The 24,676-nt window shown below is 71.3% G+C and carries 20 protein-coding genes; 5 read left to right on the top strand and 15 right to left on the bottom strand.

Features of this window, described 5'->3' with window-relative positions; all coding sequences use genetic code 11:
* Nucleotides 1-21 precede the first annotated feature (21 nt).
* The gene (gene glgX, locus DEI82_RS00100; RefSeq protein WP_111035412.1) at nucleotides 22-2,040 is read right to left on the bottom strand and encodes a glycogen debranching protein GlgX; all 2,019 of its coding nucleotides are present in this window, start codon (nucleotides 2,038-2,040) and stop codon (nucleotides 22-24) included.
* Between the two features lie 114 nt (nucleotides 2,041-2,154).
* On the opposite strand from glgX, the gene DEI82_RS00095 reads away from it, so the two are divergent.
* On the top strand, nucleotides 2,155-2,568 hold the full coding sequence (locus DEI82_RS00095) for a hypothetical protein (protein ID WP_111012203.1): 414 nt from the start codon (nucleotides 2,155-2,157) through the stop codon (nucleotides 2,566-2,568).
* A gap of 12 nt (nucleotides 2,569-2,580) precedes the next feature.
* Here the strand turns inward: DEI82_RS00095 and DEI82_RS00090 are convergent, their stop codons facing one another.
* The 5 genes from DEI82_RS00090 to DEI82_RS00070 form a co-directional block, all read right to left on the bottom strand.
* On the bottom strand, nucleotides 2,581-3,429 hold the full coding sequence (locus DEI82_RS00090; protein WP_111035411.1) for a CPBP family intramembrane glutamic endopeptidase: 849 nt from the start codon (nucleotides 3,427-3,429) through the stop codon (nucleotides 2,581-2,583).
* Nucleotides 3,430-3,548: 119 nt separating this feature from the next.
* Nucleotides 3,549-5,036, bottom strand: a complete 1,488-nt coding sequence (locus tag DEI82_RS00085; protein WP_111035410.1) for a dihydrolipoamide acetyltransferase family protein — start codon at nucleotides 5,034-5,036, stop codon at nucleotides 3,549-3,551.
* A gap of 55 nt (nucleotides 5,037-5,091) precedes the next feature.
* Nucleotides 5,092-6,051 carry an alpha-ketoacid dehydrogenase subunit beta gene (locus DEI82_RS00080; RefSeq protein ID WP_111012407.1) on the bottom strand — a complete coding sequence of 320 codons (960 nt, stop codon included), beginning with the start codon at nucleotides 6,049-6,051 and terminating at the stop codon, nucleotides 5,092-5,094.
* Nucleotides 6,052-6,137: 86 nt separating this feature from the next.
* Entirely contained in the window at nucleotides 6,138-7,280 is a 1,143-nt protein-coding gene (locus tag DEI82_RS00075; protein ID WP_111009732.1) for a thiamine pyrophosphate-dependent enzyme, read from the bottom strand.
* 29 nt (nucleotides 7,281-7,309) lie between these two features.
* Nucleotides 7,310-8,383, bottom strand: a complete 1,074-nt coding sequence (locus tag DEI82_RS00070; RefSeq protein WP_111035409.1) for a histidinol-phosphate transaminase — start codon at nucleotides 8,381-8,383, stop codon at nucleotides 7,310-7,312.
* 69 nt (nucleotides 8,384-8,452) lie between these two features.
* Here DEI82_RS00070 and DEI82_RS00065 point away from each other — a divergent pair, with 69 nt between their 5' ends.
* Nucleotides 8,453-8,851 carry a phage holin family protein gene (locus tag DEI82_RS00065; RefSeq protein ID WP_111009734.1) on the top strand — a complete coding sequence of 133 codons (399 nt, stop codon included), beginning with the start codon at nucleotides 8,453-8,455 and terminating at the stop codon, nucleotides 8,849-8,851.
* Nucleotides 8,852-9,001: 150 nt separating this feature from the next.
* Here DEI82_RS00065 and DEI82_RS00060 read toward each other — a convergent pair whose 3' ends face one another.
* The 6 genes from DEI82_RS00060 to DEI82_RS00035 all read right to left on the bottom strand — a co-directional run bounded on the left by DEI82_RS00060 (nucleotide 9,002) and on the right by DEI82_RS00035 (nucleotide 17,875).
* Complete coding sequence (locus DEI82_RS00060; RefSeq protein ID WP_111012406.1) at nucleotides 9,002-9,460, bottom strand: Hsp20/alpha crystallin family protein; 459 nt, start codon at nucleotides 9,458-9,460, stop codon at nucleotides 9,002-9,004.
* Between the two features lie 192 nt (nucleotides 9,461-9,652).
* Complete coding sequence (locus DEI82_RS00055) at nucleotides 9,653-12,790, bottom strand: glycoside hydrolase family 38 C-terminal domain-containing protein (RefSeq protein ID WP_111035408.1); 3,138 nt, start codon at nucleotides 12,788-12,790, stop codon at nucleotides 9,653-9,655.
* A gap of 142 nt (nucleotides 12,791-12,932) precedes the next feature.
* On the bottom strand, nucleotides 12,933-13,847 hold the full coding sequence (locus DEI82_RS00050; protein WP_111035407.1) for a carbohydrate ABC transporter permease: 915 nt from the start codon (nucleotides 13,845-13,847) through the stop codon (nucleotides 12,933-12,935).
* Nucleotides 13,848-13,849: 2 nt separating this feature from the next.
* On the bottom strand, nucleotides 13,850-14,797 hold the full coding sequence (locus DEI82_RS00045) for a carbohydrate ABC transporter permease (RefSeq protein WP_111009737.1): 948 nt from the start codon (nucleotides 14,795-14,797) through the stop codon (nucleotides 13,850-13,852).
* A 163-nt stretch (nucleotides 14,798-14,960) separates the two neighbouring features.
* Nucleotides 14,961-16,319, bottom strand: coding sequence for an extracellular solute-binding protein (locus tag DEI82_RS00040; RefSeq protein WP_111035406.1), 1,359 nt, complete (start codon nucleotides 16,317-16,319; stop codon nucleotides 14,961-14,963).
* A gap of 215 nt (nucleotides 16,320-16,534) precedes the next feature.
* The gene (locus tag DEI82_RS00035) at nucleotides 16,535-17,875 is read right to left on the bottom strand and encodes an ROK family transcriptional regulator (RefSeq protein WP_111035405.1); all 1,341 of its coding nucleotides are present in this window, start codon (nucleotides 17,873-17,875) and stop codon (nucleotides 16,535-16,537) included.
* A gap of 124 nt (nucleotides 17,876-17,999) precedes the next feature.
* On the opposite strand from DEI82_RS00035, the gene DEI82_RS00030 reads away from it, so the two are divergent.
* The 3 genes from DEI82_RS00030 (at nucleotide 18,000) to DEI82_RS00020 (ending at nucleotide 20,034) form a co-directional block, all read left to right on the top strand.
* Entirely contained in the window at nucleotides 18,000-18,452 is a 453-nt protein-coding gene (locus DEI82_RS00030; RefSeq protein WP_111009740.1) for a GNAT family N-acetyltransferase, read from the top strand.
* An 8-nt stretch (nucleotides 18,453-18,460) separates the two neighbouring features.
* Nucleotides 18,461-18,781, top strand: coding sequence for an MGMT family protein (locus DEI82_RS00025; RefSeq protein ID WP_181434597.1), 321 nt, complete (start codon nucleotides 18,461-18,463; stop codon nucleotides 18,779-18,781).
* 104 nt (nucleotides 18,782-18,885) lie between these two features.
* Entirely contained in the window at nucleotides 18,886-20,034 is a 1,149-nt protein-coding gene (locus DEI82_RS00020; RefSeq protein WP_111012195.1) for a glutathione-independent formaldehyde dehydrogenase, read from the top strand.
* 21 nt (nucleotides 20,035-20,055) lie between these two features.
* On the opposite strand, the gene DEI82_RS00015 is transcribed toward DEI82_RS00020, so the two are convergent.
* The 3 genes from DEI82_RS00015 to DEI82_RS00005 form a co-directional block, all read right to left on the bottom strand.
* Nucleotides 20,056-20,580: a DUF805 domain-containing protein gene (locus DEI82_RS00015; RefSeq protein WP_111035404.1), complete on the bottom strand. Its 525-nt coding sequence runs from the start codon at nucleotides 20,578-20,580 to the stop codon at nucleotides 20,056-20,058.
* 188 nt (nucleotides 20,581-20,768) lie between these two features.
* On the bottom strand, nucleotides 20,769-22,577 hold the full coding sequence (locus DEI82_RS00010) for an ABC transporter ATP-binding protein (protein ID WP_111035599.1): 1,809 nt from the start codon (nucleotides 22,575-22,577) through the stop codon (nucleotides 20,769-20,771).
* Nucleotides 22,578-22,744: 167 nt separating this feature from the next.
* Entirely contained in the window at nucleotides 22,745-24,556 is a 1,812-nt protein-coding gene (locus DEI82_RS00005) for an ABC transporter ATP-binding protein (protein ID WP_111035403.1), read from the bottom strand.
* Nucleotides 24,557-24,676: the final 120 nt, after the last annotated feature.

Below are 24,676 nucleotides of genomic sequence, written 5' to 3'. Positions count from 1 at the left end.
CCGTGGTCCCGCGCGCAGTGCTCAGACGAGCGCGGTGAAGGACGCGTCGCGCACCAGGAGCGTCGTCGCGCCCTCCTCGACCTGCTGCTCCGCGTCGCTCGACAGCCCGAGGGACCAGTCGCCGCCGCCCGGGCGCTCCGGCAGCGTGAACTCGACGACGGTCTCGGAGGCGTTGAGCAGCACCGCGACGACGTCCTCGCCGTCGGTGAGCAGCAGCGTCACCGCCATGTTGAGCGGGTCCTCCCAGTCGTCGTCGCCGAACGGCTCACCGTCGGCGCGGAGGATCTGCACGGTCTCGACGCCGTGCTCCGGCGCGACGCGGTACCACTCGGGGGTCAGGGCCGGGTGCGCCTTGCGGAACGCGATCGCCGAGGCGGTGAACGCCTGCAGCTCGCGGTCGGCGGCGGCCCAGTCGTACCACGAGATCTCGTCGTCCTGGCAGTAGGCGTTGTTGTTGCCGCCCTGGCTCCGGGCGACCTCGTCGCCCCCGAGGATCATCGGCACGCCCGTCGACAGCAGCAGCGTCCCGAGGAAGTTCCGGCGCTGCAGGTTCCGGTAGTCGTTCACCGAGCCGTCGTCGGTCGGTCCCTCGACGCCGCCGTTGAACGAGCGGTTGTCGCTCTCGCCGTCGTTGTTGTCCTCGCCGTTGGCCTCGTTGTGCTTCTCGGCGTACATCGTCAGGTCGGCGAGCGTGAACCCGTCGTGCGCCGTGACGAAGTCGACGCTGCAGAGCGGGGAGCGGCGGGACGCCTCGTAGACGTCGGGGCTGCCGAGCACGCGCTGGACGGCGGCGCCGAGCGACCCCGGGGTGCCGCGCCAGAAGTCGCGCAGGTCGTCCCGGTACTTCCCGTTCCACTCGGACCAGTCCGCGGGGAACCCGCCGACCTGGTACCCGGCGGTGTCCCACGGCTCGGCGATCATCTTGACCTCACGCAGCACCGGGTCCTGGTGGATGATGTCGAGGAACGCGGAGAACTTCTCGGCTTCGCCGCCCTGGCGGGTGAGCGTCGTCGCGAGGTCGAACCGGAAGCCGTCGACGTGCATCTCCTCGACCCAGTAGCGCAGCGAGTCCATGATGAGCGCGAGGGCGGCCGGGTGGGCCACGTTGAGGCTGTTGCCGGTGCCGGTCGTGTCGAAGTAGTGCTCCTCGTCGCCCTCGACGAGCCGGTAGTACGACGTGTTGTCGATGCCCTTGAACGACAGGGTCGGCCCCATGTGGTTGCCCTCGGCAGTGTGGTTGTACACGACGTCCATGAAGACCTCGAGCCCGGCGGCGTGCAGGGCCTTCACCATCTCCTTGAACTCGCGCACCTGCTGCCCGGCGGTGCCCGACGACGAGTACTCGTTGTGCGGTGCGAGGAAGCCGATGGTGTTGTAGCCCCAGTAGTTCCGCAGACCCTTGTCGGTGAGCGTCGCCTCCTGGACGAACTGGTGGGTCGGCAGGAGCTCGACCGCGGTGACGCCGAGGTCGACGAGGTGCTGGATCGCGGCGGGGTGCCCCATGCCGGCATAGGTGCCCCGGATCTCCTCGGGCACGTCGGGGTGCTGCTTCGTGAACCCCTTGACGTGCGTCTCGTACACGATCGTGTCGGACAGCGGGGTGCGGAGCGGGGCGTCGTCGTCCCAGTCGAACGCCCGATCGGCCACGACGCACTTCGGCATGGCGCTGGCGGAGTCGGTGTCGTCGATCTCGTCCGGGGCGTCCATCTTGTGCCCGAAGAGCGCCTGGCCCCACTCGTAGTCGCCGTCGATCGCGGTGGCGTACGGGTCGAGCAGGAGCTTCGCGGCGTTGTGGCGGAGCCCGTTCGCCGGGTCCCACGCACCGTGCACGCGGACGCCGTACCGGGTGCCGACGGCGACGTCCGGGACGATGTCGTGGAACACGTACCCGGTGCGGTTCGTGAGTTCGGTGCGGTGCTCGGTCCCGTCCTCGTCGAACCGGCAGAACTCGACGCGGTCGGCGGTGGCGGAGAACACGGCGACGTTGGCACCATCCTCGACGAGGGTGACACCGAGGGGATGACGGGAGGATCGGCTCATCCATCCATCCAACCGGGCGAGGGCCGCGCGTGTCCGCAACCGACGCGACGGCCACGTTCCGGGGACAGCCGGGTACCCGACGCGCGTCCATGGAGAGCGCGTACCGTCCCCGGCATGACGGATCAGGAGCACGGACGGATCGACCAGGACGACCCCGAGACGACACAGACGGAACGGGTGACACGGATCCAGGACGACGCAGCGCGTCTCGGGCTCGCCATGGTGGGCGAGGCGACCGCGATGACGACCGGCGACGAGGACGCCTTCCGCGCGAGCGAGGAGAACCTCCGCGAGGTCGTCGCCGAACTCGTCGACGAACCACTCACGCCGCGACAGGAACAGGTCGTCGAGACCCTCGGGGCCATGGGCGGCAGCCTCACGGCCGGCCTCGGGAGCGCGCTCGCGCAGGAGCAGGACCGTGAGCCCACGGAGGTGCTCGGCGGTGCGGCCGCGAGCATCGTGTGGCAGCAGCGACTCGCCGACGTCGAACAGGACGTCGACGACATCGAGGACGTCGAGGACCGCTGAGCCACCACGCGCTCAGCGCGGGGTCGCCCCGCCGCTGGTGTGGACCCGGTCCTGCGGAGCGCGACGGAGCGCGACGACCATCCCCATGACCGCGGCGACCACGATGACCGCCGTCGCGGCGACCACGAGCAGCGGCGGAACGCCCACGGCGGCGTGCCCGCGGAACCCGAGGATCCCGTTGGAGAGCGCGTGCAGCAGCACGGCACCCCAGAGCGCCCCCGCCACGCGTCGGGCCAGGTAGCAGGCCGAGCCGAGCACGAAGGTCGTCACGACCTGGTAGAGACCACCCGCCGCCTCACCCTGGTTGAGCAGGTGCATGAGGGCGAACACCGCGGTCGACACCAGCCAGACCACCCATTCCGGTGCCGCCCGGCGCAGCCCCGACACGAGGATCCCACGGAAGACGAGCTCTTCGACCACCGCGACCGCGATCACGGCGACGACGAGCGCCCCGAGGTACCCGGCGGCGCCGGAGCGGACCGGAGCGAGGAACGTCAGGACCGCCACCAGGACGTACGCGGCGAGCGCCACCACCGCCCACCACGGGCGGGCGGACGCGCTCTCGGCGAGCACCCGACGCCACCCGCCGAACACGGTCACGATCACCGCGAACACGACCAGCAGCACGCCCTCGCCCGCCGACTGGTGCAGGAGCGCCTGCGACGACGACAGCGGGTTCACGCCCGACCCGGTGCTGACCGCCTGCCCGGCGAGGACGGCGAACGGGAGCACCAGCACCACCACGATCGTGACCGCGACGGCCAGCCACGGACGCTCGATGCGCGCCGGGAAGGGTCGTGGTCGGCCGGAGCGGTCGGGACCCGAGCGGGGTCCAGGCGAGGGCACGGGCGAAGCGGACATGGACGACTCCTCGAGGACGAAACCTGGTATATCGGTCGTGGTCCAAGCCTAGGCGTGATCGAGGACGCCGACGCGCGGGCCCCCGCCGCCCTGGACGTCGCCGCTCCGGACGTCGCCCGTCAGTCGAGCAGCAGCGCCGGCTCCTCCATGACGGACGCGACGTCCTGCACGAAGCGGCTGGCGACGTCGCCGTCCACCACACGATGGTCGAAGCTCGCGCCGATCGTGGTGACCATGCGCGATCGGACCTCGCCGTCGACGACCCACGGCTTCGGCTTGATCGTGCCCATCGCGACGATCCCGACCTCGCCCGGGTTGAGGATCGGCGTTCCCGTGTCCATGCCGAACACGCCGATGTTCGTGATCGTGACCGTGCCCGCAGCCATGTCCTCGGGCGTCGTCTTGCCGTCCCTCGCCGTCAGCGTGAGCCGTTCGAGCGCCTGCGCGAGCTCGAACAGCGACATGTCCTGGGCGTCCTTGACGTTCGGCACGATGAGACCGCGCGGGGTGGCCGCGGCGATCCCGAGGTTCACGAAGTGGTGCACGATGATCTCGCGGTCGGTCCACGTCGAGTTCACGGTGGGGTTCCGCCGCACCGCCCAGATCACCGCCTTCGCCATGATGAGCAACGGCGACACCTTGACCCCGGCGAACGTGGGCGAGGTCTTGAGTCGTGCGACGAACTCCATCGCACGGCTCGCGTCGACGTCGACGAACAGGCTGACGTGCGGCGCGGTGAAGGCGCTCGACGTCATCGCGGTCGCGATCGCCTTGCGCACGCCCTTGACCGGGATCCGCTCTTCGCGCACGTCGCCCCACGCGGGGGTCTCGAGGTTGCGGAACACCGTGGCCTGGGTCGCGGAGCGGATGACGTCGTCGCGCGTGACCTCGCCCGCGAGTCCGGTCGCGACGACGCCGGTCAGGTCGACACCGAGGTCCTTCGCGAGCTTGCGGATCGGCGGCTTGGCGACGACCGGCAGCGCCGACGCGGCAGGCACGCTCGCGGGGCGACGCGCTGCAGCGGCCTCCTGGTCGGCCCGAGCGGTCGCCCGCCCCGCCTCGGCGGCCACGGCGGCAGCACGGCGGGCACCGGGCCGGCGGCGCGACGGCGCACCGGCGGCGGACCCGTAGCCGACGAGGACCGCGCCCGACGCCTCGTCGGTGCCGAGCGGCATCGCGGTGTCGGCGATCTGCGGGGTCGTCGTGACGGTCGGTGCGTCGAGGACCGCGGTCGTGCCTCCCGACCGGTCGGGGCCCGCAGCACCCGCCGCGGTGCCGTCCGACGCGGAGTCGGTCGCTCCGGCGCCCGAGCGGGCCCCGGCGGGGCCGCCCTCGCCGGAGCCGACCTCGCCGGAGCCGACCTCGACCGGGCAGTCGACCTGGATGATCGGCACGCCGACCTCCACCGTGGCGCCCTCGTCCACGAGCAGCCGCGTCACCGTCCCCGCGAACGGCGAGGGGAGCTCGACGAGCGACTTGGCGGTCTCGATCTCGACGAGGACCTGGTCGACACTGACCTCGTCCCCGAGCGCGACGCGCCACTGCACGATCTCGGCTTCGGTGAGGCCTTCTCCCACATCGGGGAGCGGGAATTCTGCGACGGGCATGGTGACTCCGTTCTCGGTCGGGCCGGCGCGGCCAGGGAACCGCGCTCGGACAGGATCAGTAGGCGAGCGCGCGGTCCACGGCCTCGAGCACGCGGTCGGCGTCGGGCAGGTGCAGGTGCTCCAACTTCGACTGCGGGAACGGGATGTCGAACCCCGAGACCCGCAGGGGCGGTGCCTGGAGCGTGTAGAAGGTCTTCTCGGCGATGGTCGCCGCGATCTCGCTGCCGAGACTGACGAAGCCAGATGCCTCTTGCGCGATCACGACACGGCCGGTCCGACGAGCGGACTCGAGCAGGGGCTCCCAGTCGATGGGCGACAGCGATCGGAGGTCGACGACCTCGAGGCTCGTGCCCTCGGTCTCGGCGATCTCGGCCGCCTGGAGCAGCGTCGACACCATCGCGCCGTGCCCGACCACCGTGACGTCGGACCCCGTCCGGGCGATGCGCGTCGTGTGCATCGGGACGCCGCCGTCGACCAGGTCGACCTGCCCCTTCGGCCAGTACCGGCTCTTCGGCTCGAGGAACACGACCGGGTCCGCCGACCGGATCGCCTCCTGGATCATCCAGTAGGCGTCGTTCGGGGTGCTCGGGCTCACCACGCGGAGGCCCGGGGTGTGCGCGAAGTACGTCTCGGGGCTCTCCTGGTGGTGCTCGACCGCGCCGATGTGGCCGCCGTAGGGGATCCGGATCACGACGGGCACCGACATGTGGGCCGGCAGGCGGTTCGCCATCTTCGCGAGCTGCGATGTGATCTGGTCGAACCCGGGCCACACGAAGCCGTCGAACTGGATCTCGACGACGGGCCGGTACCCGCGGAGCGCCAGGCCGATCGCGGTGCCGATGATCCCCGACTCGGCGAGCGGGGTGTCCATGACGCGCTGCGACCCGAACCGCTCCTGCAACCCCTCGGTGATCCGGAACACGCCACCGAGCGTGCCGATGTCCTCGCCCATGAGCAGCACCCGCGGGTCCTGCTCCATCGCGGCGGCGAGCCCGGCGTTCAGCGCCTTCGCCATCGGGAGGACCGGGGCCGGATCCGACGGGACCGCCCCCGCACCCGGGTGGGTGCGCAGGGTGTAGTCGACGAGCTCCTCGGTCCCGCTCACGCGGCATCGCCTCCTGCGGTGTCGTGGGCCGCCTCGTACGCGCGCAGCCACGCGCGCTGCTCGGCGACGCGTGGGTGCGCCTCGCGGTACACGTGGTCGAACATGGCCTCCATCGGCGGGACCTGGAGGGCCGTGGTCCGGCGTCGCACGTCGGCCGCGACGTCCTCGGCCTCCTCCTCGATCGCGGCGAGCCACGACTCGTCCACGCCGCGCGCCCGCAGGTGACGCTCGGACCGGACGATCGGGTCGCGCGCGACCCACGCGGCGAGTTCGTCGTCGCCGCGGTACCGCGTCGGGTCGTCCGAGGAGGTGTGTGCGCCGATCCGGTAGGTCTCGGCCTCGATGAAGCGGGGGCCGCGACCGGCGCGGGCGTCGTCGGCGGCCGCGAGGGTCGTCGTGTAGGCCGCGAGGACGTCGTTGCCGTCGATGTGCACACTGGGGATCCCGAACCCGCGGGTCCGGTCGACGAGCGGCGTCGGAGACTGCACCGACACCGGCACCGAGATCGCCCAGTGGTTGTTCTGCAGGAAGAACACCACGGGCGCACCGGTGCTCGCGGCGAAGACGTACGCCTCGCTGACGTCGCCCTGGCTCGTCGCACCGTCGCCGTAGTAGACGATCGTGCAGGCGTCGACCCCCGGGTCGCCCGTACCGACCACGCCGTCGAGCCGCTGCCCCATCGCGTAGCCGGTGGCGTGCAGGGCCTGGGAGCCGATGACGAGCGTGTAGATGTGGGTGTTGCCCCGGGCGTCCGGGTCCCACCCGCCGTGGGCGTTGCCGCGGAAAACGCCGATGATCTCCATCGGGTCGACACCGCGGGTCAGGGCGACGGCGTGCTCCCGGTACGAGGGGAACACGTGGTCCTGCGGACGCAGGGCGTGCGCGGACCCGACCTGGGCGGCCTCTTGCCCGTGGCTCGGTGCCCACAAGCCGAGCTGGCCCTGTCGCTGCAGGTTCGCCGCAGTGTGGTCGAAGCGTCGGGTGACGACCATGTCGCGGTGCAGACCGAGCAGGACGTCGTCGGGGATGTTCCGCGCGACAGCGGCGTACTCGGCGTTCGTGTCGTCCTCGACGAACCGCCCGTCGGGGTCGAGGATGCGGATCGTGGTCGTCGCGGGACCCGCGGCGGGGGAAGGCATGCGGACCAACCTACTGGCCGCGCGAGGCCCTACTCCGTGAGACTCCCGACAACGTGCTGGGCGGTCCGCAAGAGCGTGTCGACAGCCTCCGACTCCCCGATCGACACCCGGATGCCCTCGGGAGCGAACGCGCGCACCATGATCCCGGCCCGCTCGAACGCCTCGGCGGCGGCGGCGGTGCGCTCACCCGCCGGCAGCCAGACGAAGTTGCCCTGCGCGACCGGGACGCGCCAGCCCTGGTCGAGCAGGGCGTCGCGCACGCGGTCCCGGAGCGCCGCGATGCGGTCGACCCGCTCGAGGAGTTCCGGCTCGCGCTCCAGGCTCACGAGCGCGGCCGCCTGGGCCTGCGCCGTGACCGACAGCGGGATCGCGGTCGACCGGGCGGCGTCGAGCACGGACGCCGGGCCGAGCGCGTAGCCGATGCGGAGGCCCGCGAGCCCGTACGCCTTCGAGAACGTCCGGAGCACGACGAGGTTCGGGTAGCGCTCGAGCAGCCCGGCGCCGCGGACGGCGTCCGGGTCCGTCACGAACTCGGCGTAGGCCTCGTCGAGGACCACGAGCAGGTCGGTCGGCACCGACTCCATGAACGCGGCGAACTCGGCGCCCGTGACGATCGGCCCGGTCGGGTTGTTCGGCGAGCAGACGATCACCATGCGGGTCCGCTCCGTGACCGCGGCCGCCATCGCCGGCAGGTCGTGGCCACCGTCCGGCCGGTTCGGGACCTGCACGCTCTCGGCCCCCGCGACCGTGACGAGTCCGGGGTAGGCCTCGAACGACCGCCAGGCGTAGACGACCTCGTCACCCGGGCCCGCCGCGGCCTTGGCGAGCTCGTGCAGGATCGCGACGCTGCCGGACGCGACGTGGACCTCGTCCACCGTCAGTCCGAACCGGGCGGCGAGGACCGCCCGCACCGCGATCGCCGAGGCGTCCGGGTACCGGTTGTACGCGGTCTGGCGCTGGACGGCCTCGACCACGCCGGGCAGCGGGTCGAACGGGTTCTCGTTGCTCGAGAGCTTGAAGGCGTCGCCGGGCGCCTGACGGCCCTGCCGGTAGGCCGGGAGTGCCGCGATCTCGGGACGGAGGCGGACGGGCTGCTGGGTCACCCGGTCAGCCTAGCGACGCACACCGTCCGGCCCTCGGCGCAGGACGGTCACCGCGGGCAGTATGGGGGCATGCGATTCCTCGTCCGACTCGTCGTCAACGCCGTGGCCCTCTGGCTCACGACGCTCATCGTCCCCGGCGTGCACGTCGACGCCTTCGGCGATCAGGGGCTCGTCGCCACCGTCCTGACCTACCTGCTCGTCGCGTTCGTGTTCGGGCTCGTGAACGGGATCATCGGGACCCTGATCCGCATCGTCGCGTTCCCGATCTACATCCTGACGCTCGGGCTCGTGTCGTTCATCGTGAACGCCGTCCTGCTGCTCGTCGTCGCCGGGATCTCGACCTCGATCGGCTTCGGTCTGCGGGTGGACAGCTTCGGGTGGGGCATCGTCGGCGCGTTCGTGCTCGCCGTCTTCGCCTGGCTCATCGGCCTCCTGGCCCGCCCCGTCATCCGGCACGCCCGGGCCTGACCCCGCACTTCGCCCTCTCCTCCCCCTCTCACCCGCGAGATCGCACTCGTTGCCGCTTGGCACGGGTCCAAAGCGGCAACGAGTGCGATCTCACCGGAGTGGTGGGCACGACGAAGGGCCCCGACCGATGGTCGGGGCCCTTCGTGTGCGTCAGGACTGCAGTTCCGCGGGACCGGCCTCGGCGCCGGCACCGACGCGGAGGGTCTGGCCGCTCGGGTTGCCGGTCGTGACCTCGATCCGGCGGGGCTTGGCGGCCTCGCTGACCGGGATCGTGACGCTGAGCACGCCGTTGTCGTAGCTCGCCGCGATGCGCGCCGTGTCCAGCCCCTGCCCGAGCGTCAGCTGGCGCAGGAACGAGCCCGACTGGCGCTCGCGGGTGATCCACTTGGCGCCGTCCGGGGCCCCGACGGTCCGCTCGGCGCGGATCGTCAGGAGCTGACCGTCGACGTCGATGTCCACCGAGCCCGGGTCGATGCCCGGCAGGTCCGCGCTCAGGACGTAGTGGTCGCCGTCGCGGTAGAGGTCCATCGGCATCACACGGGGACCGCGGCTCTCGAACAGGCTGCTCGCCATGCGGTCGAGCTCACGGAACGGGTCGAAGTTGGCCATCGTCATCAGCTCCTTCGTGTCGAATGATCGAGGACTTGAGTCGCATCGACTCAAGCTGTGACCAGATTAGCACTCGGGCAGGTCGAGTGCTAGAAGGATGCCGAGAGGTCGCCGAGTCTTCGCCGAGATCCCGGTCGGCCCGTCCGGCCGACCGGTCCGGCCGACCGGCCGGCCGGCCGGCGGGGACCGCCGTCAGGCCCGCCGCACCCGCAGCGTCGCGATCTCGAACGGACGGAGCGTCAGCGTCACGGGCTCGTCCGCACCCCAGGCACCCGAGCCCGGCTCGCCAGCGGCGAGGTCACGCTCGAGCAGGTCGGTCCGCGTGACCGAGGCCACGGGGAACCCGAGGTCGACGAGCACGTCCGTCGCCCGCCCGCCGCGTGCCTCGTACAGGCGGACGACGACGTCGCCGGAGCGGTCCTCCGCGAGCTTGACGGCCTCCACGAACACCGCCGGGTCCGACACGGTGACGATCGGTCCGACCGGGGTGTCCCCCGCGACCGCGCGCACCGGCAGGTTCAGCCGGTACCCACTGTCGGCGGCGTCGAGCACCGTCGCTCCCACCCGGAGGACCGTGCGGAACACGTGCCGGCCCTGGTCCGCCGACGGGTCCGGGAACTTGGGCCCACGCACGAGCGATTCACGCACGAGCGTCGTGGTCCCGCCGTCGGGCCGCGTCACGCGGGTGATGTCGTGCCCGTACGTCGAGTCGTTCGCCACCGCGACCCCGAACCCCGGCTCGGCCACGTGCACCCAGCGGTGCGCGCTCGTCTCGAACCGCGCGAAGTCCCACGAGGTGTTCTGGTGGGTCGGCCGGTCGATGTGACCGAACTGGATCTCCGACGACGCCTGGTCGGCCTTGACGTCGATCGGGAACCCGAGCTTGAGCAACTTCTGCTGCTCGTGCCAGTCGACCTCGGTCTCGACGTGGAGTTCCGGCTCGCCGCGGAGGGCCGAGAACCGGGTGGTGACGGTGGAGTCGTGGAACGCACGGGTCACGACGAGCCGATCCCCTTCGACCGCGATCGTGTCGGCCGTCGCGAGCTCGGTCGCGTGCCGCTGGTACGACCGGTCGATGTCCCAGGCGTCCCACTGGTTCGGGGTGTCGCGGAACACCGTGTACAGCGCGCCCCGGGTGCCGGGGGCGATCGCCTCGCGCCCCGACGCGGCGTCGACGACGGACGCCACGAGCCCGTCGTCGTCGACGGTCGCCACCACGACGCCGGTGTCGAACACCCACGCGTCGCCCCGCCGGACGGGAGGAACGGCTTCCGGCTCCGGGACGACCTCGCCAGCCAGCGCGGTCACCCCCTCCGCGCGGACCGGCGCCGCGTTGAAGCGCACGACCGCGCCGGTCGTCCCGTCGCCGCCGACGCCGAGGGCGTCCGCGGTGGTCGGTGCGTCGAGCGGGCCCGCACCGTCGGCGATCGCGGTCGAGGAGGCGGCGGCCCCGGCGAGCGCGGCAGCTCCCCCGTTGGCGAGCGCGGACGTCGACGTGCCGATGAGCCCCTCGAGCGTCGCCGCGACGGCCGCGTAGTGCTCCTCCGCGACCTCGTACACCCAGGCGATGCTCGAGCCGGGCAGGATGTCGTGGAACTGCTGGAGCAGCACGGTGTGCCAGGCGTCCTCGAGCGCCGCGTACGGGTAGTCGAGGCCGAGTCGCACGGCCGCGGTCGTCGCCCAGAGCTCGGCCTCGCGGAGCAGGTGCTCCGACCGCCGGTTCCCCTGCTTGGTCCGGATCTGCGACGTGTAGGTGCCGCGGTGGAACTCGAGGTACATCTCGCCCGACCACACCGACGGCGACGGCAGCAGACGCTCGAGCTCCTCGTACACGTCGGCCGGGGTGCCGAGCTCGACGCGCGGCGAACCCTCGAGGTCGTGCTGGCGGTGCGCCGCGCCGAGCATCTCGGGCGTGGGGCCGCCACCGCCGTCGCCGAACCCGTACAGGAGCATCGAGACGTCGGCGGTGCCGCGCTCCTTGTTCTGCCGTTCGCCGCGGTGCAGGTCCGCCGGGGACAGTTCGGAGTTGTACGTGTCCGCGGGCGGGAAGTGCGTGAGCACCCTCGAGCCGTCGATCCCCTCCCAGTGGAACGACGTGTGCGGCATGACGTTCGTCTCGTTCCACGACGGCTTCTGCGTCAGGAACCACCGGGAGCCGGCCGCGCGGATGATCTGCGGGAGGGCGCCGGTGTAGCCGAACGAGTCGGGCAGCCAGGCCTCGCGGGGTTCGAACCCGAGCTCGTCGATGAAGAACCGCTTGCCGGCGACGAACTGCCGAGCGAGGGCCTCACCGCCGGGGAGGTTCGTGTCCGACTCGACCCACATGCCGCCGACCGGGATCCAGCGACCCTCGGCGACCCGCTCCTTGATACGGGCGAAGACCTCCGGGTAGTGGTCCCGCATCCACGCGTACTGCTGGGCGCTCGAGCAGGCGAACGTGAACTCGGGGTCGCGGTCCATGAGCTCGAGCACGTTCGAGAACGTCCGGGCGCACTTGCGGATGGTCTCGCGGACCGGCCAGAGCCACGCCGAGTCGATGTGGGCATGCCCGACGGCCACCGCGCGGTGGGACGCCGTCGAGGCCGGGACGTCGAGGACGTCGCGCAGCACCGCGCGGGCGTCGGCGGCGGTGCCCGCGACGTCGTCGGGGTCGATCGCGTCGGCGGCGCGCTCGAGCGTGCGGAGGATGTCGGCGCCGCGCGTCGAGTCCGTCGGCAGTTCGGTGAGCAGCCCGCGGAGCACCCACAGGTCCTGCTGCAGCTCCCAGACGACGTCGTCCCGCTCCGCGAGTGCGAGCTCCCGGAGCCGGTAGATCGGCTCGTTCCCCGCGGTGTGCTTCGATCCGAGCGGCGTGGCGTCGTACGCGAAGTGCCCGCCGACGTCGGGGTTCGCGGCGGCCTCGATCCAGAGGTCGACCGCACCGCCGGGCCCGGCCGTGATCGGCACGGCGGTGTTGCGCGGCTCGATCGCCTTGACGGTGCTGCCGTCGGGCCGGAAGACGAGCCCCTCGGCCTGGAACCCGGCCTGTCGCGCGCTGAACCCCAGGTCGACGACGAGGTCGACGCTCGTGCCCTCGGCGGTGCCGAAGTCGTCGGGCACGGTCCCCGTCACGTGGAACCAGGTCGTGCCCCACGGCTTGCCGCCCCACGGGTCGCCGATCGCGAACGGCTCGGACGGCTGCGCGACGGCTTCGGCGAACGTCACGGGTTCGTCCGGCACCTGCCAGGCCGTGATCGTGACGGGAGCGGTCCGGCGGTGCACGTGGGGGTCGATGCGGTCGCGGACGAGCCGGGCGATGCGGCTCTGGACGAGGGGTTCGTCGTGGTGCACGGGGATGCCTTCCTGGTGACGGGCGTGCGTGTGGAGGGGTCGGTGGTGACGGATCCGGTCGTGGCGGGACCGGCGCTGGTGGACGGGCCGGGGCGTGGCGGGGCTGCGGTCCGTGACGGATCGCGGTCGGGCCTCCCGGGCGTCAGCCCTTGATGCCGCCCGCCAGCGCGTTCCCGCCGCCGAGGCCGCGGGAGACGATCACGTAGAGGGCGATCACCGGGACGGAGTAGAGGATCGAGAAGGCGGCGAGTTGCCCGTACGCCACCGATCCGTACTGGCCGAAGAAGTTGAAGATGCTGACCGCGGCGGGTTGCTTGTCGGGCGAGAGCAGCAGGACGAACGGGACGAAGAAGTTCCCCCACGCCTGGATGAACACGAAGATGAACACGACGGCGATGCCCGGACGCATGAGCGGCACGACGATCCGGGTCAGCGTCGCCATCATGGAGGCGCCGTCGGTCCAGGCGGCCTCCTCGAGCTGCACCGGCACGGAGTCCATGAAGTTCTTCGCCATCCAGATCGCCATCGGCAGGCTCGTCGCGGCGAGGAAGAACACGGTCCCGGCGACGTTGTCGATGAGGTTGAGCGACACGAACAGGCTGTAGACCGGCACCATCATCGCGGTGATCGGCAGGCCCGTCCCGAACAGGATCCCGTACAGGAACGGCTTGTTGACCCGCATCCGGTAGCGCGACAACGGGTACGCGGCGAGGATCGCGATGACGACCGTGACGATCGCGCATCCGCCCGACAGGACGAGGCTGTTGAGCAACGGCACGAACGCGAGCTGCGGCGTGAGGACCTTCGTGAAGTTGTCGAGGGTGAAGTGCGTCGGCAGCTTGACGCTCAGGGTCGCGCTCGCGTCGAACGATGCGAGGACGAGCCAGACGAGCGGCACGGCGAAGCAGATCGCGACGATCGCCAGGACGACGTTCGCCACCCAGCGCATCGTCCGGTGCCCCGGGCTCGTCATGTGCAGCGACCGGGCGTGGTCGCGGGCACCCGTGCGCGCGTTCCCCGGCGCGGTGGCCGTGGGTTGGTCGATCGTGATGGCCATGGTCAGTCCACCTCCGGCTTCAGCGCCCGGATGTACACGATCGAGAAGACCGCGCCGACGATGAGGAGGATCGTCGCGATGGCCGTCCCGAACCCGAGCTGCGAGAACTTGAACGCCTCCTGGTACGCCAGGATCGGCAGGGTCGAGCTGTTCGTGCCGGGGCCGCCACCGGTCATCACGTAGATGAGGGTGAACACCGACAGGGTCTGCAGGGTGGTGAGCATGAGGTTCGTCGAGATGCTCCGCCGGATGACCGGCAGGGTGATGTACGCGAGCCGCTGCCAACCGGTGGCACCGTCGACCTCGGCGCTCTCGGTGATCTCGTCCGGGACCTCCTGCACGGCCGCCGAGTAGACGAGCATCGAGAACGCGGTCCCGCGCCAGATGTTCGCCAGGATGATCGCGATCATCGGGTACGTGTAGAGCCAGTTCGCGCCGGTGATCCCGATCATCGACAGGAACGTGTTGAGCGTGCCCTTGTCGTTGAAGAACGCGTAGGCCGCGAACGACGCGACGATCTCGGGGAGCACCCACGCGGCCACCACGAAGGTGCCGACGAGTGCCCGGATCACCCGGTTCGCCTCCCGCATGAGCAGTGCCAGGCCGAGGCCGAGCACGTTCTGCCCGATCACCGCGGAGCCGATGAGGAACACGAGCGTCAGCAGCACGGACTTCGGGAAGTCCTTGTCCTGGAACAGGTCGACGTAGTTCTTGAGTCCGACGAACTGCTGGCTCGACGCGGCCGCGCCGGTGAGCGCGGAGTTCGTGAACGAGCCGTAGAACGACGAGATGATCGGCCCGACCAGGAACACGACGATGAGGACCATCGCCGGCACGAGCGGCGTCGCCCGTGCGGCCGTGCGCAGGCCGTGTCCGCTCCGCCGCCGGGGCGGGTCCGTTCGTCGGGGTCCGCGGGTGCCGGGCAGGGCCGGCGCGATCTGGGTTGCCATCGGGGTACCGCCTCTTCGCTGGGTCGTGGCCGGTGGGGTGGGGTGACCGGGTCGGCCGGGAGGCGCGGTGCGGGCCCGTCCGGGCTCGCAGGCTCGCCCGGCGCCCGCCGCGGATCGCTGGCGCGATCCCGCTGAGCGGCGGGCGCCCTCCCGGCCGGCCCACCTACTTGATCTGGACGGTGTGGTCCTGACCGACCACCCCGATCACCGCCTTGTCGTAGGTCGCAGCCGCCTGTTTCGGCGTCTGCTGCCCGGTCATCACGGATTCCATGGCCACCTGGATGGCGTTCGAGATCTGGCTGTAGTCGCTCGTCGCCGGGCGGAAGTGCGTGTGTTCCACGAGTCCGGAGAAGAACTTGAACGTCGGGTTGGACGCGTCGTAGGTCGGGTCCTCGGCGACGTCACTGCGCACCGCGATCTGGCTGTTCTGGATGTCGTACTTGAGCGACCCCTGCTTGTCCAACGCCATCGTGATGAAGTTGAACGCGGCCTGCGGGTTCCCGGAATGCGCCCCGACCGCGAGCGTCCAGCCACCGGACATGCTGTTGTAGCCCGGGGCCTGGCCGTTCTGCGTCGGCATCGGCGCCTGACCGAGCACGCTCGACCACTGCGACCACGGGGCCGTCCCGGTCTTCAGCCACGTGCCGGACTGCCACGAACCGTCGAGGTCGATCGCCAGCTGGCCCTTCGGCAGCCACGTGTTCGCGACGGTCGTGCCGACGTTCGGGTCGAGTTCCTGCTGCGGTGTCGGGCCGAGGCCGCCCTGGTAGACGTCCTTGACGAACTGGAGCGCGTCGACGAACTGCTTCGAGCCCGTCACCCACTTCTTGTTCTGGTAGAGGGTGTTGCCCTTGCCGTCCGCCCCGTACAGGAGCATCTCGAAGCCCTGCATGGTCGAGGCCTCGCCCTGCGGCTTGCCCGAGTACATGTGGAACGGGATGACGCTCGGGTCCTTGGCCTTGATCGTCTTCGCCGCGTCGAGGACGTCCTGCCAGGTCTTCGGCTGCCACGGGACGGGCAGCCCGACCTTCTTGAAGATGTCCTTGTTGTACCAGAGGGCCCGGGTGTCGGTGCCCATCGGGACGCCGTAGGTCTTGCCGTCGACGCCCTGCCCCGCCTGCTTGGCGTTCGTGTAGAACTTGCTCCAGTCGCTCCACTTGGCCGTGTACTTGTCGAGCGGCAGGAGGTACCCGGCCTGCGCGTCCGCCTTGACGAGGAACGTGTCCTCGTACATGACGTCGGGCGCGGTGGCCGACGCCTTGTTCATGAGCGCGAGCTTCGTGTAGTAGTCGTTCTCCTGCGCCTGGATCGGCACCAGGTCGACGGTCATGTTCGGGTACTTCTTCTCGAACGCCGCCTTGACGTCCTTCATGTGATGGTCGAGCTGCTGGAAGCTGCCGAACTTCTGGTAGGCGATCTTGATGGTGTCGCTGCTCGAGGATCCCGAGCTGCTGCACCCGGCCAGGGCCAGGGCTGCGACCGCTGCTGCTGCGACCGCGGCGATGAGACGAGGGCGTTTCATGGTGCTCCTTTGCTCCACAGGACGCTTCGGGCTCCCTTGCCCGGTCCGCGATTAGTCCACCGTATGGACTTAATGCTTGTCAAGCACCACGGGGGTGCGTTTCGCCCCGATCCCGCGAGATCGCACTCGGTGCCGTTCAGCACGCGCTCAGAGCGACAACGAGTGCGATTTCGCGGAAAGGGGGCTGCCTGGCCGACCGGCGGCCGGGGCGGCACTCAGCGGTCGATGAGCAGGGTGGAGGCCCGGGGCGACAACGTCGTGTCGAGCACCAGACACGCCGCTCCCACGGCGGTGACGTCCTCGTCGATCTCGCTCTGCTCGACCACGACGGGGTGCTTCGCCACGAGGACCGGCGACGACGCGATCGCCTGCGCGGCCGCGGGCAGGGCCTCCACGGCGATGCGCGACCAGAAGGGTCCGCCGAACACGACGCGGTCCACGTCGAGCAGGTTGACGATGACCACGACCGCACGGCCCATCGCGGTGCCGGCCGCCGCGGCGATCGCCCGCGCGATCGGGTCGCCCTCCGCGACCAGGGCCGACAGCTCGGAGAACGCGGCGTCGACCGCGGCCACGTCGGTGGGGCCGTCCCCGGTCGCCCAGGGCGCGCCGATGTCCAGTCCGGCCGCGGCGCCGAAGCGGACCAGGCGCTCGGGCGTCACGGTGTCGCCGACCTCGGCCCGGCCCTCCCCCGACCGGGTGGCCCGGGTCGTCACCGGCGCGGTGCCGACCCCCCGGCTGCCGCGGTCCGACATCCGGCGCGCGGCCGGTCCCTCGGGCAGTTCGGCCAGCAGGCCCTGGTCGATCATGATGTGGCCGGCGTCGCCGGCGTTCCCGCCCGATCCGCGGAGCGGCTCGTGGTCGATCACGAGCCCGACGCCGAACCCGGTGCCGTAGTACACGAAGGCGAAGTTCCGGGCCGACGCCTCGTCGGTCAGCCACATCTCGCCGACGGCGGCGGCCGTCACGTCCTTCTCGAGCAGGACCGGGAGGCCCGTGGCCGCGGCGAGCGCGTCGCGCACCGGGACGTCCCGCCACCGGGGCAGGAACGGCGGGTCGAGGACGACGCCCCGTTCCGGGTCGATCGGTCCGGGCGAGGCCACCCCGACGCCGAGCACCGCCGCGCGGTCGACGCCTGCGTCGGTGACGAGTCGCTCGACCGCGTCGGCCATCGTCGACACGACGTCGTCCGGGTTCGCCGCGGAGGGCGTCGGGACGCTCGCCCCGGCGACGACCGCCCCCGTGAGGTCGAGGAGGACGCTCGTGACGACCGCCGGGTCGACGTGGACACCAACGGCGTACCGACTGGTGGGCTCGAGTCGGAGGATCGTGCGGGGTTTGCCGCGGCCCGCGACCACGGTGCCCGACTCGACGACCATGCCCGCGTCGATGAGGTGCCGGGTGACGTTGGACACGGTCTGGGGGCTGAGCCCCGTGCGGTCGGCGAGCTCGACGCGACTCAGCCCGTCGGTGCTCCGGCGGATCGCGTCGAGGACCACGGTGCGGTTGAACCCGCCGATGGCCGGGAGGTTGGCACCGCGTCGATGCTCGGCCATCGCTCCTCCGTTCGTCCGGGGCCGACCCTATCGCCCGACCCGCCACGCCCGGGCGTCCTGGTTCTCCGGAAGCTCGTGGCAGCCCCTCTGGTCCGCTCGCAGGAGCACCGCTACCCTGACCGGCATGACGGACCTCCGCCTCGAGCCCCTCTCCGCCGCGACGATCGTCGCGGCGAACTCGCTCACGCTCAAGCCAGGGCAGGAGCAGTACGTCCAGCCGGTGTCGCACTCCATCGCCGAGGCCTACGTCCGACCGACGACGGCCTGGCCGCGCGTGGTGCTCGACGGCGACGAGGTCGTCGGGTTCATCATGGGGAACTTCGACGCCGAGAACAGCCAGGAGGAGCTCCGCAGCTGCATCTGGCGGCTCAACGTCGCCGCTTCGGCCCAGGGCCGCGGAGTCGGCCGGTTCGCCGTGCACGGCCTGGCCGAGGAAGCCCGCTCGCGCGGGTTCGACCGGCTGACCGTCATGTTCGAGCCCGGCGACGACGGCCCCGAGCCGTTCTTCCGCGCGATCGGGTTCCAGGTCATCGGCGAGACGCAGTACGGGGAGCACTTCGCCGCCCTGACACTCTGAACCCGGTGGTGGACGAGCCCGGAGACCCCGGCACGGACTTCGGCGCCGCGGTGGCCGATGTGGTCCGCGGCATCCCGCCCGGCCGGGTGATGACGTACGGCGACGTCGCGGCGGTGCTCGGTTCTCGGGCGTCGCGGCAGGTCGGCCGGGTCATGGCGCACGAGGGCCACGGTCTGCCGTGGTGGCGCGTCGTCCGCGCCGGGGGTCTGCCGCCCGTCGAGCACGAGGCCCGCGCCCTCGAGCACTGGCGCACCGAGGGGACCCCGCTCCGGCCGGGCACCCCGACCTGGAGGGTCGACATGCGTCGGGCGCGTTGGTCGCCCTCCTGAACCGCTCGTGGGGGACACACCCTGACCGGAGTCGGCCTGCACCGCGCGTACCGTCCCGGGGGGCCGGGCGTTCCCGTCGTCCGGCGACGAACAGGAGGAGCACCATGCGAGCAGTCGTCTACAACGGACCGCGCGACGTCAGCGTCCAGGACGTCCCCGACGCCCGGATCGAGAAGCCGACCGACATCCTCATCCGGGTGACCGCCACGAACATCTGCGGGTCGGACCTGCACATGTACGACGGCCGGACGGACATCGAGCCGGGCAGCGTCTTCGGTCACGAGAACCTCGGCGAGGTGATCGAGGTCGGCTCCGGGGTCGAGAAGGTCTCGGTCGGCGAGCGCGTCGTCCTCCCCTTCAACATCGGCTGCGGCTTCTGCAAGAACTGCGAGCGCGGCTGGTCGAGCTTCTGCCTGACGACGCAGCCGAACCCGGAGACGGCCGGTGCGGCGTACGGCTACGCGGACATGGGTCCGTACCGCGGCGGGCAGGCGGAGCTCCTCCGCGTGCCGTTCGGTGACTACAACGCACTCCGCCTCGGCGAGGACTCGGTCGAGAAGGAGAACGACTACGCGATGCTGTCGGACATCTTCCCCACGGGATGGCACGGCACCGAGCTCGCGGGGGTGAAGCCGGGCGACTCGGTCGTCGTGTACGGCGCCGGCCCGGTCGGGTTGATGGCGGCACTGTCGGCCACGATCAAGGGTGCCGCGAAGGTCATGGTCGTCGACCGGCAGCCGGACCGCCTGCGTCTGGTGGAGTCGATCGGTGCGATCCCGATCAACGACGCCGAGGTCGACCCCGTCCAGGCGGTCCTCGACCAGACCATGGGGCTCGGGGCGGACGCCGGTGTGGAGGCCGTCGGGTACCAGGCACACGACCCCGAGGGCAACGAGCAGCCGAACCTCGTGCTGAACCGCCTCATCGCGTCCGTGCGGTTCACGGGCGGCATCGGCGTCGTCGGTGTCTACCTGCCGCAGGACCCGGGCGCCTCGGACGAGCTCGCCAAGAACGGGCAGATCGCGCTCGACTACGGCACGTTCTTCTTCAAGGGCCAGCACATGGGCACCGGGCAGGCGCCGGTCAAGCGGTACAACCGGCAGCTCCGCGACCTCATCGCCGCGGGCAAGGCGGAACCGTCCTTCATCGTGAGCCACGACCTGCCGCTCGACCAGGCACCGGACGCGTACCGGCACTTCGACGCCCGCGACGAGGGCTGGACGAAGGTCGTGCTGCACCCCGCCTCGGCCTGACCGGTCGCCGGGCCGCGGCCGTCAGGCGGTCGCGCGCCCGGCCTCCAGGTCGTAGCGGTCGCCCCGCGGGGCGGTCGGCAGGGCGAGCAGCACGAGCAGCACGAGGTTGACGACCGGGACGAGGTCGAGCAGCAGCCACCACCCGCTGCGTCCCGTGTCGTGCAGGCGTCGGACCCCGAGCGCGATCGTCGGCAGGAGCGTGGCGAGGCCCCAGACCGCGCTGACGGCCACGACGACGACGATCGCGATGACGGGCCCGTCCGGGACGCCGCTCGTGGTCGTGCCCGAGGGCAGCGTGGCCACGGTGACCCCGAAGACGATCCCGGCCACGATGCCGAACACGAGACCCACCAGCGCCGCGACGAGCAGCCACCACCAGCACTCGCTGCGGCTCGCGCGGCCCCGCAGCACCACGTAGCCGCGCCAGAACCGGCGGACGGCGACGGGCAGCGGGCAGCCGTACCAGGGCACGCCGATCGGGAGGGCCGCAGCGGGGCCTCCCGTCCGGTCCGGTCGGGTCGTGGTCGGTCGGGCACCGTCGCTCATGGGGACCATCCTGCCCTGTCCCGGGACGCCTCCGCGCCGCCCCCGCGCCGTCCTCGGAGTCGCCGAGATCGCAGAACACGCCGCTCACATGAGGACGTGAGCGGCGTGTTCTGCGATCTCGGCGGGACCGGGACGGGACGGCCGGACCGGCCCGGCCGGACCGGACCGGCCGGACCGGGGCCGGCGGGTCAGACCAAGCTGTCCCGCCAGGCCGCGTGGAGCTGGGCGAACCGGCCGGTACCCGCGATGAGGTCGTCCGGCGTGCCGTCCTCGACGATCTGCCCGTGTTCCATGACGAGCACCCGGTGGGCGATCGCGACCGTCGACAACCGGTGCGCGATGATCACGGCGGTGCGGTCGGCGAGCAGGGTCTCGAGGCCCTCCTGCACGAGCCGCTCGCTCGGGATGTCGAGCGACGCCGTGGCCTCGTCGAGGATGAGCACGCGCGGGTCCGCCAGGAACGCCCGGGCGAACGACAGCAGCTGCCGCTGGCCCGCCGACACCCGGCCACCGCGCTTGTTGACGTCGGTGTCGTACCCGTCGGGCAGCGCCTCGATGAACGTGTGGGCGCCGACGGCCTTCGCCGCCCGCTCGATCTCGGCCCGTGACGCCCCCGGCTTGCCGAGCGCGATGTTGTCCGCGACGGACCCCGAGAACAGGTACGCCTCTTGCGTGACCATGACGATCGCGCGCCGCATGTCCCGCGGGTCGAGATCGCGCAGGTCGATGCCGTCGAGCCGCACGGAACCCTGTGACGGGTCGTAGAACCGCGCCATGAGCTTCGCGAGCGTCGACTTGCCCGCGCCCGTCGACCCCACGAGCGCGATCGTCTGACCGGCCGGGATGTGCAGGTCGAACTCGGGGAGCACGACCGTCTCGGCGTTGTACGCGAACACGACGTCGTCGAAGTCGACGCGGCCCTTCGCCTGGGCGAGGTGCTGCGGCCGGACCGGGTCCGGCACGCTCGGCTCCTCCTCGAGCACGCCCGAGATCTTCTCCATCGCAGCGGACGCCGACTGGTACCCGTTGTAGAACATCGCGAGCTGTTCGGCCGGGTCGAAGAACCGCCGGGCGTACAGGGCGACGGCGAGCAGGGCGCCGATCTCGAGCGAGCCACCGACGACGCGGAACGCGCCGATGATGACGACCGCCGCGAGCGTCGCGTTGCCGATGAGCACGAGGCCCGGGTCGAACGTCCCGAACAGGTTGAACACCTTGGCGTTCGCGGCGCGGTAGTCCTCGACGTACCCGGCGTACTCGTCGCGGTTGCGGGACTCCTTGCGGAACGCCTGCACCGCCCGGATGCCCGTCATGGTCTCGACGAAGTGCACGATCACGCGGGCGCTCGTGACACGCGTCGCCCGGAACAGCTGCTGCGAGCGCTTCTGGAACCACCGGGTCAGGAACCACAGCGGCACGAGGGCGATCGCGAGCACGAGGCCGGACGTCGGGTCGAGCGACACGAGCGCGATGGCCGTGAACACCATGTAGAGCACGCCCTGGATGAGCTGGTTCAGCCCGGAGTCCAGGAGTTCGCGGATCGAGTCGAGGTCGCTCGTCTGGCGCGAGATGATCCGCCCCGACGTGTAGGTCTCGTGGAACTCGAGGCTCAGACGCTGGGTGTGCAGGAACACGCGCTTGCGCAGATCGAGCAGGATCTTCTGGCTGATCTTCGCCGCGAGCACGGTGTACCAGGCGGTGAGCAGCGCGCCCGCGACGGCGACGACGATGTAGCCGGCCACCACGAGGTACGCGGGGAGCCAGTCCTGTCGGTGGAGCACCGACGGCAGCGCGCTGTCGATGCCGTACGCGATGAGGGTCGGACCGGCCACCTGCGCGCCGGTCGACACCACCACGACGATCGCGATCGTCCACAGGTCGCGCCGGAGCGGTCCGAGCAGCGAGCGCATGAGCGCGAGCGACCGACGCCGGAGCCGCCGGCTCTCGGCCTTCGTGAAGTGCTCCCGCTCCTCGCCGCGCACACCGCGCACGGTGATGGAGGCGGTGACGGGCTGCCCGTCGTCGGCCGCGGTGACGGCGGCGGCCGGGCCTCCCGGTTGTGCGGTGTCCGTGGCGGGCTGGGCCCGCTCCTCGAACTCGGTCTGGTACTCGTCCTCGGGCTCGCCGGGGGCGTCCGGCCTGGCCGACGTCCGCTGGGGGTCGCTCATGCCAGTGCCTCCTCTCGCGCGGTCGCGTCGTCCTCGTCGAGCGAGGAGATGACGTAGCGGTAGTGGTCGTTCGTGGCCATCAGGTCGTGGTGCGTCCCGACGGCGGTGATGCGCCCGTCCTGCATGAGCGCGACCCGGTCGGCCAACGTCACGGTGGAGGGGCGGTGCGCGACGATGAGCGAGGTCGTCTCGGCGAGGACGCGTCGGAGTCCCGCCTCGACCCGGGCCTCGGTGTCGACGTCGAGCGCCGACAACGGGTCGTCGAGCACGAGCACGCTCGGTCGGGCGGCGATCGCACGGGCCAGTGCGAGCCGCTGCCGTTGCCCGCCGGACAGGCTCAGGCCCTCCTCGCCGACGCGGGTGTCGACGCCGTCCGGGAGCCGGTCGACGAACTCCGCCTGCGCGACGTCGAGCGCCTCGCGGAGCAGGGCCTCGGCCTCGTCCCCCGAGACGTCCGGGCGGCCGAGGAGCACGTTGTCCCGCACCGAGGCGCTGAAGAGCGTGGCGTCCTCGAACGCGACGCCGACCCGGTGCCGCAGTTCCTCGCGCGTGAGCTCGCGGACGTCGACACCGTCGATCGTGATCGAGCCGCCGGTGACGTCGTACAGACGCGGCACCAGGGCGAGCAACGTCGTCTTGCCCGACCCGGTGAGCCCGACGAGCGCCATCGTCTCGCCCGGCTGCAGGACGAGGTCCACCCCGTCGACGAGGTCCGGCGTGCCCGCGGGCGCGTCCTGGTAGTGGAAGTGCACGTCGGTGAACGTCAACGCACCACGGGGGTCGGTGATCGTGCGCGGACGCTCCGGGTCCTGGATCGTGTTCTCGGAGTCCATGACCTCGAAGAACCGGTCGACCGCGGTCCGGGTGTCGAACGTCATCGACAGCAGGAAGCCGATGGACTCGATCGGGAACCGGAGGACCGCCGCTGCCGAGAAGAACGCGAACAGCTCCCCGACCGTCAGGTGGCCCTGCGACGCCAGCCAGATCCCGGCGAGCAGGCACAGTGCGAACGCGACGTCGGGCACGAGCAGGAGCCACAGCCAGATGCCGGCGATGGCCCGGGCCTTCTCGATCTCGGTGCCCCGGAGCTGCTCGGCCTGTTCGCTGAACTCGTCGAGCTTGTACCGGCCGCGGCCGAACGCCTTGAGCACGCGGATGCCGTGCACCGACTGCTCCACACTCGTCGCGAGGTCACCGACCTGGTCCTGGCTGCGCCGGGCGACGACCGAGTACTTGCGCTCGAAGACGAGGCCGTTGATCCAGATCGGGATCGACGCGACCATGAAGATGAGCGCGAGCAGCCAGCTCCACGTGAACAGCACGCCGAAGCCGACGATGATCGTGACGATGTTGACGACGAGCAGCACGATGCCGAACGCCAACCAGCGTCGGATCAGGCTGAGGTCCGACACCGACCGCGACAGCAGCTGACCCGACTGCCACCGGTCGTGGAACGCGACCGGCAGGTCCTGGAGCTTGGCGTAGAGGGCGTTGCGCATACGCGACTCGACGTACGTGCCCGGCCGGAGGACCAGGCGACGGCGCGCGGCGATCATGAGGGCCTCGAGCACCCCGAGGCCGAGCACCGCCAGGCCCGCGGGGACGATCTGGCCACGGTCGCCGGACTTCAGCGGCCCGTCGACCAGGGCCTGCAGGACGAACGGGATCGCGAGCGCGACGAGCGACGCGACCATCGCGGCGACCATGCCGAGCACGATGCGCCCGATCGCGGGCTGGACGTAGGGGTAGATCCGCGCGATGGCGCGGAAGGTGGACGGACGCGCTGCTGCAGCGGGCGTTCTCGACATGGGGAGACCTCATCGTCGAACCGGTCGGGACCGGAGTGCGGATTGATGCGACCTCCGACCCGTCGGGCGGGCCGGGAGGCGGGACCTCCGCCCGACGTCATGGTGACGACGGGCGTGGCC

It is taken from the genome of Curtobacterium sp. MCBD17_019 (genome assembly GCF_003234555.1).
GTDB lineage: Bacteria > Actinomycetota > Actinomycetes > Actinomycetales > Microbacteriaceae > Curtobacterium.
This window is presented reverse-complemented; position numbering and strand designations above follow the sequence as displayed.

Bases quoted from the DNA above. Each gene is read 5' to 3' on its own strand.
- glgX (WP_111035412.1), bottom strand. From the start codon at position 2,040: ATGAGCCGATCCTCCCGTCATCCCCTCGGTGTCACCCTCGTCGAGGAT.
- DEI82_RS00095 (WP_111012203.1), top strand. From the start codon at position 2,155: ATGACGGATCAGGAGCACGGACGGATCGACCAGGACGACCCCGAGACG.
- DEI82_RS00090 (WP_111035411.1), bottom strand. From the start codon at position 3,429: ATGTCCGCTTCGCCCGTGCCCTCGCCTGGACCCCGCTCGGGTCCCGAC.
- DEI82_RS00085 (WP_111035410.1), bottom strand. From the start codon at position 5,036: ATGCCCGTCGCAGAATTCCCGCTCCCCGATGTGGGAGAAGGCCTCACC.
- DEI82_RS00080 (WP_111012407.1), bottom strand. From the start codon at position 6,051: ATGGCGAAGGCGCTGAACGCCGGGCTCGCCGCCGCGATGGAGCAGGAC.
- DEI82_RS00075 (WP_111009732.1), bottom strand. From the start codon at position 7,280: ATGCCTTCCCCCGCCGCGGGTCCCGCGACGACCACGATCCGCATCCTC.
- DEI82_RS00065 (WP_111009734.1), top strand. From the start codon at position 8,453: ATGCGATTCCTCGTCCGACTCGTCGTCAACGCCGTGGCCCTCTGGCTC.
- DEI82_RS00060 (WP_111012406.1), bottom strand. From the start codon at position 9,460: ATGGCCAACTTCGACCCGTTCCGTGAGCTCGACCGCATGGCGAGCAGC.
- DEI82_RS00050 (WP_111035407.1), bottom strand. From the start codon at position 13,847: ATGGCCATCACGATCGACCAACCCACGGCCACCGCGCCGGGGAACGCG.
- DEI82_RS00045 (WP_111009737.1), bottom strand. From the start codon at position 14,797: ATGGCAACCCAGATCGCGCCGGCCCTGCCCGGCACCCGCGGACCCCGA.
- DEI82_RS00040 (WP_111035406.1), bottom strand. From the start codon at position 16,319: ATGAAACGCCCTCGTCTCATCGCCGCGGTCGCAGCAGCAGCGGTCGCA.
- DEI82_RS00035 (WP_111035405.1), bottom strand. From the start codon at position 17,875: ATGGCCGAGCATCGACGCGGTGCCAACCTCCCGGCCATCGGCGGGTTC.
- DEI82_RS00030 (WP_111009740.1), top strand. From the start codon at position 18,000: ATGACGGACCTCCGCCTCGAGCCCCTCTCCGCCGCGACGATCGTCGCG.
- DEI82_RS00020 (WP_111012195.1), top strand. From the start codon at position 18,886: ATGCGAGCAGTCGTCTACAACGGACCGCGCGACGTCAGCGTCCAGGAC.
- DEI82_RS00015 (WP_111035404.1), bottom strand. From the start codon at position 20,580: ATGAGCGACGGTGCCCGACCGACCACGACCCGACCGGACCGGACGGGA.
- DEI82_RS00005 (WP_111035403.1), bottom strand. From the start codon at position 24,556: ATGTCGAGAACGCCCGCTGCAGCAGCGCGTCCGTCCACCTTCCGCGCC.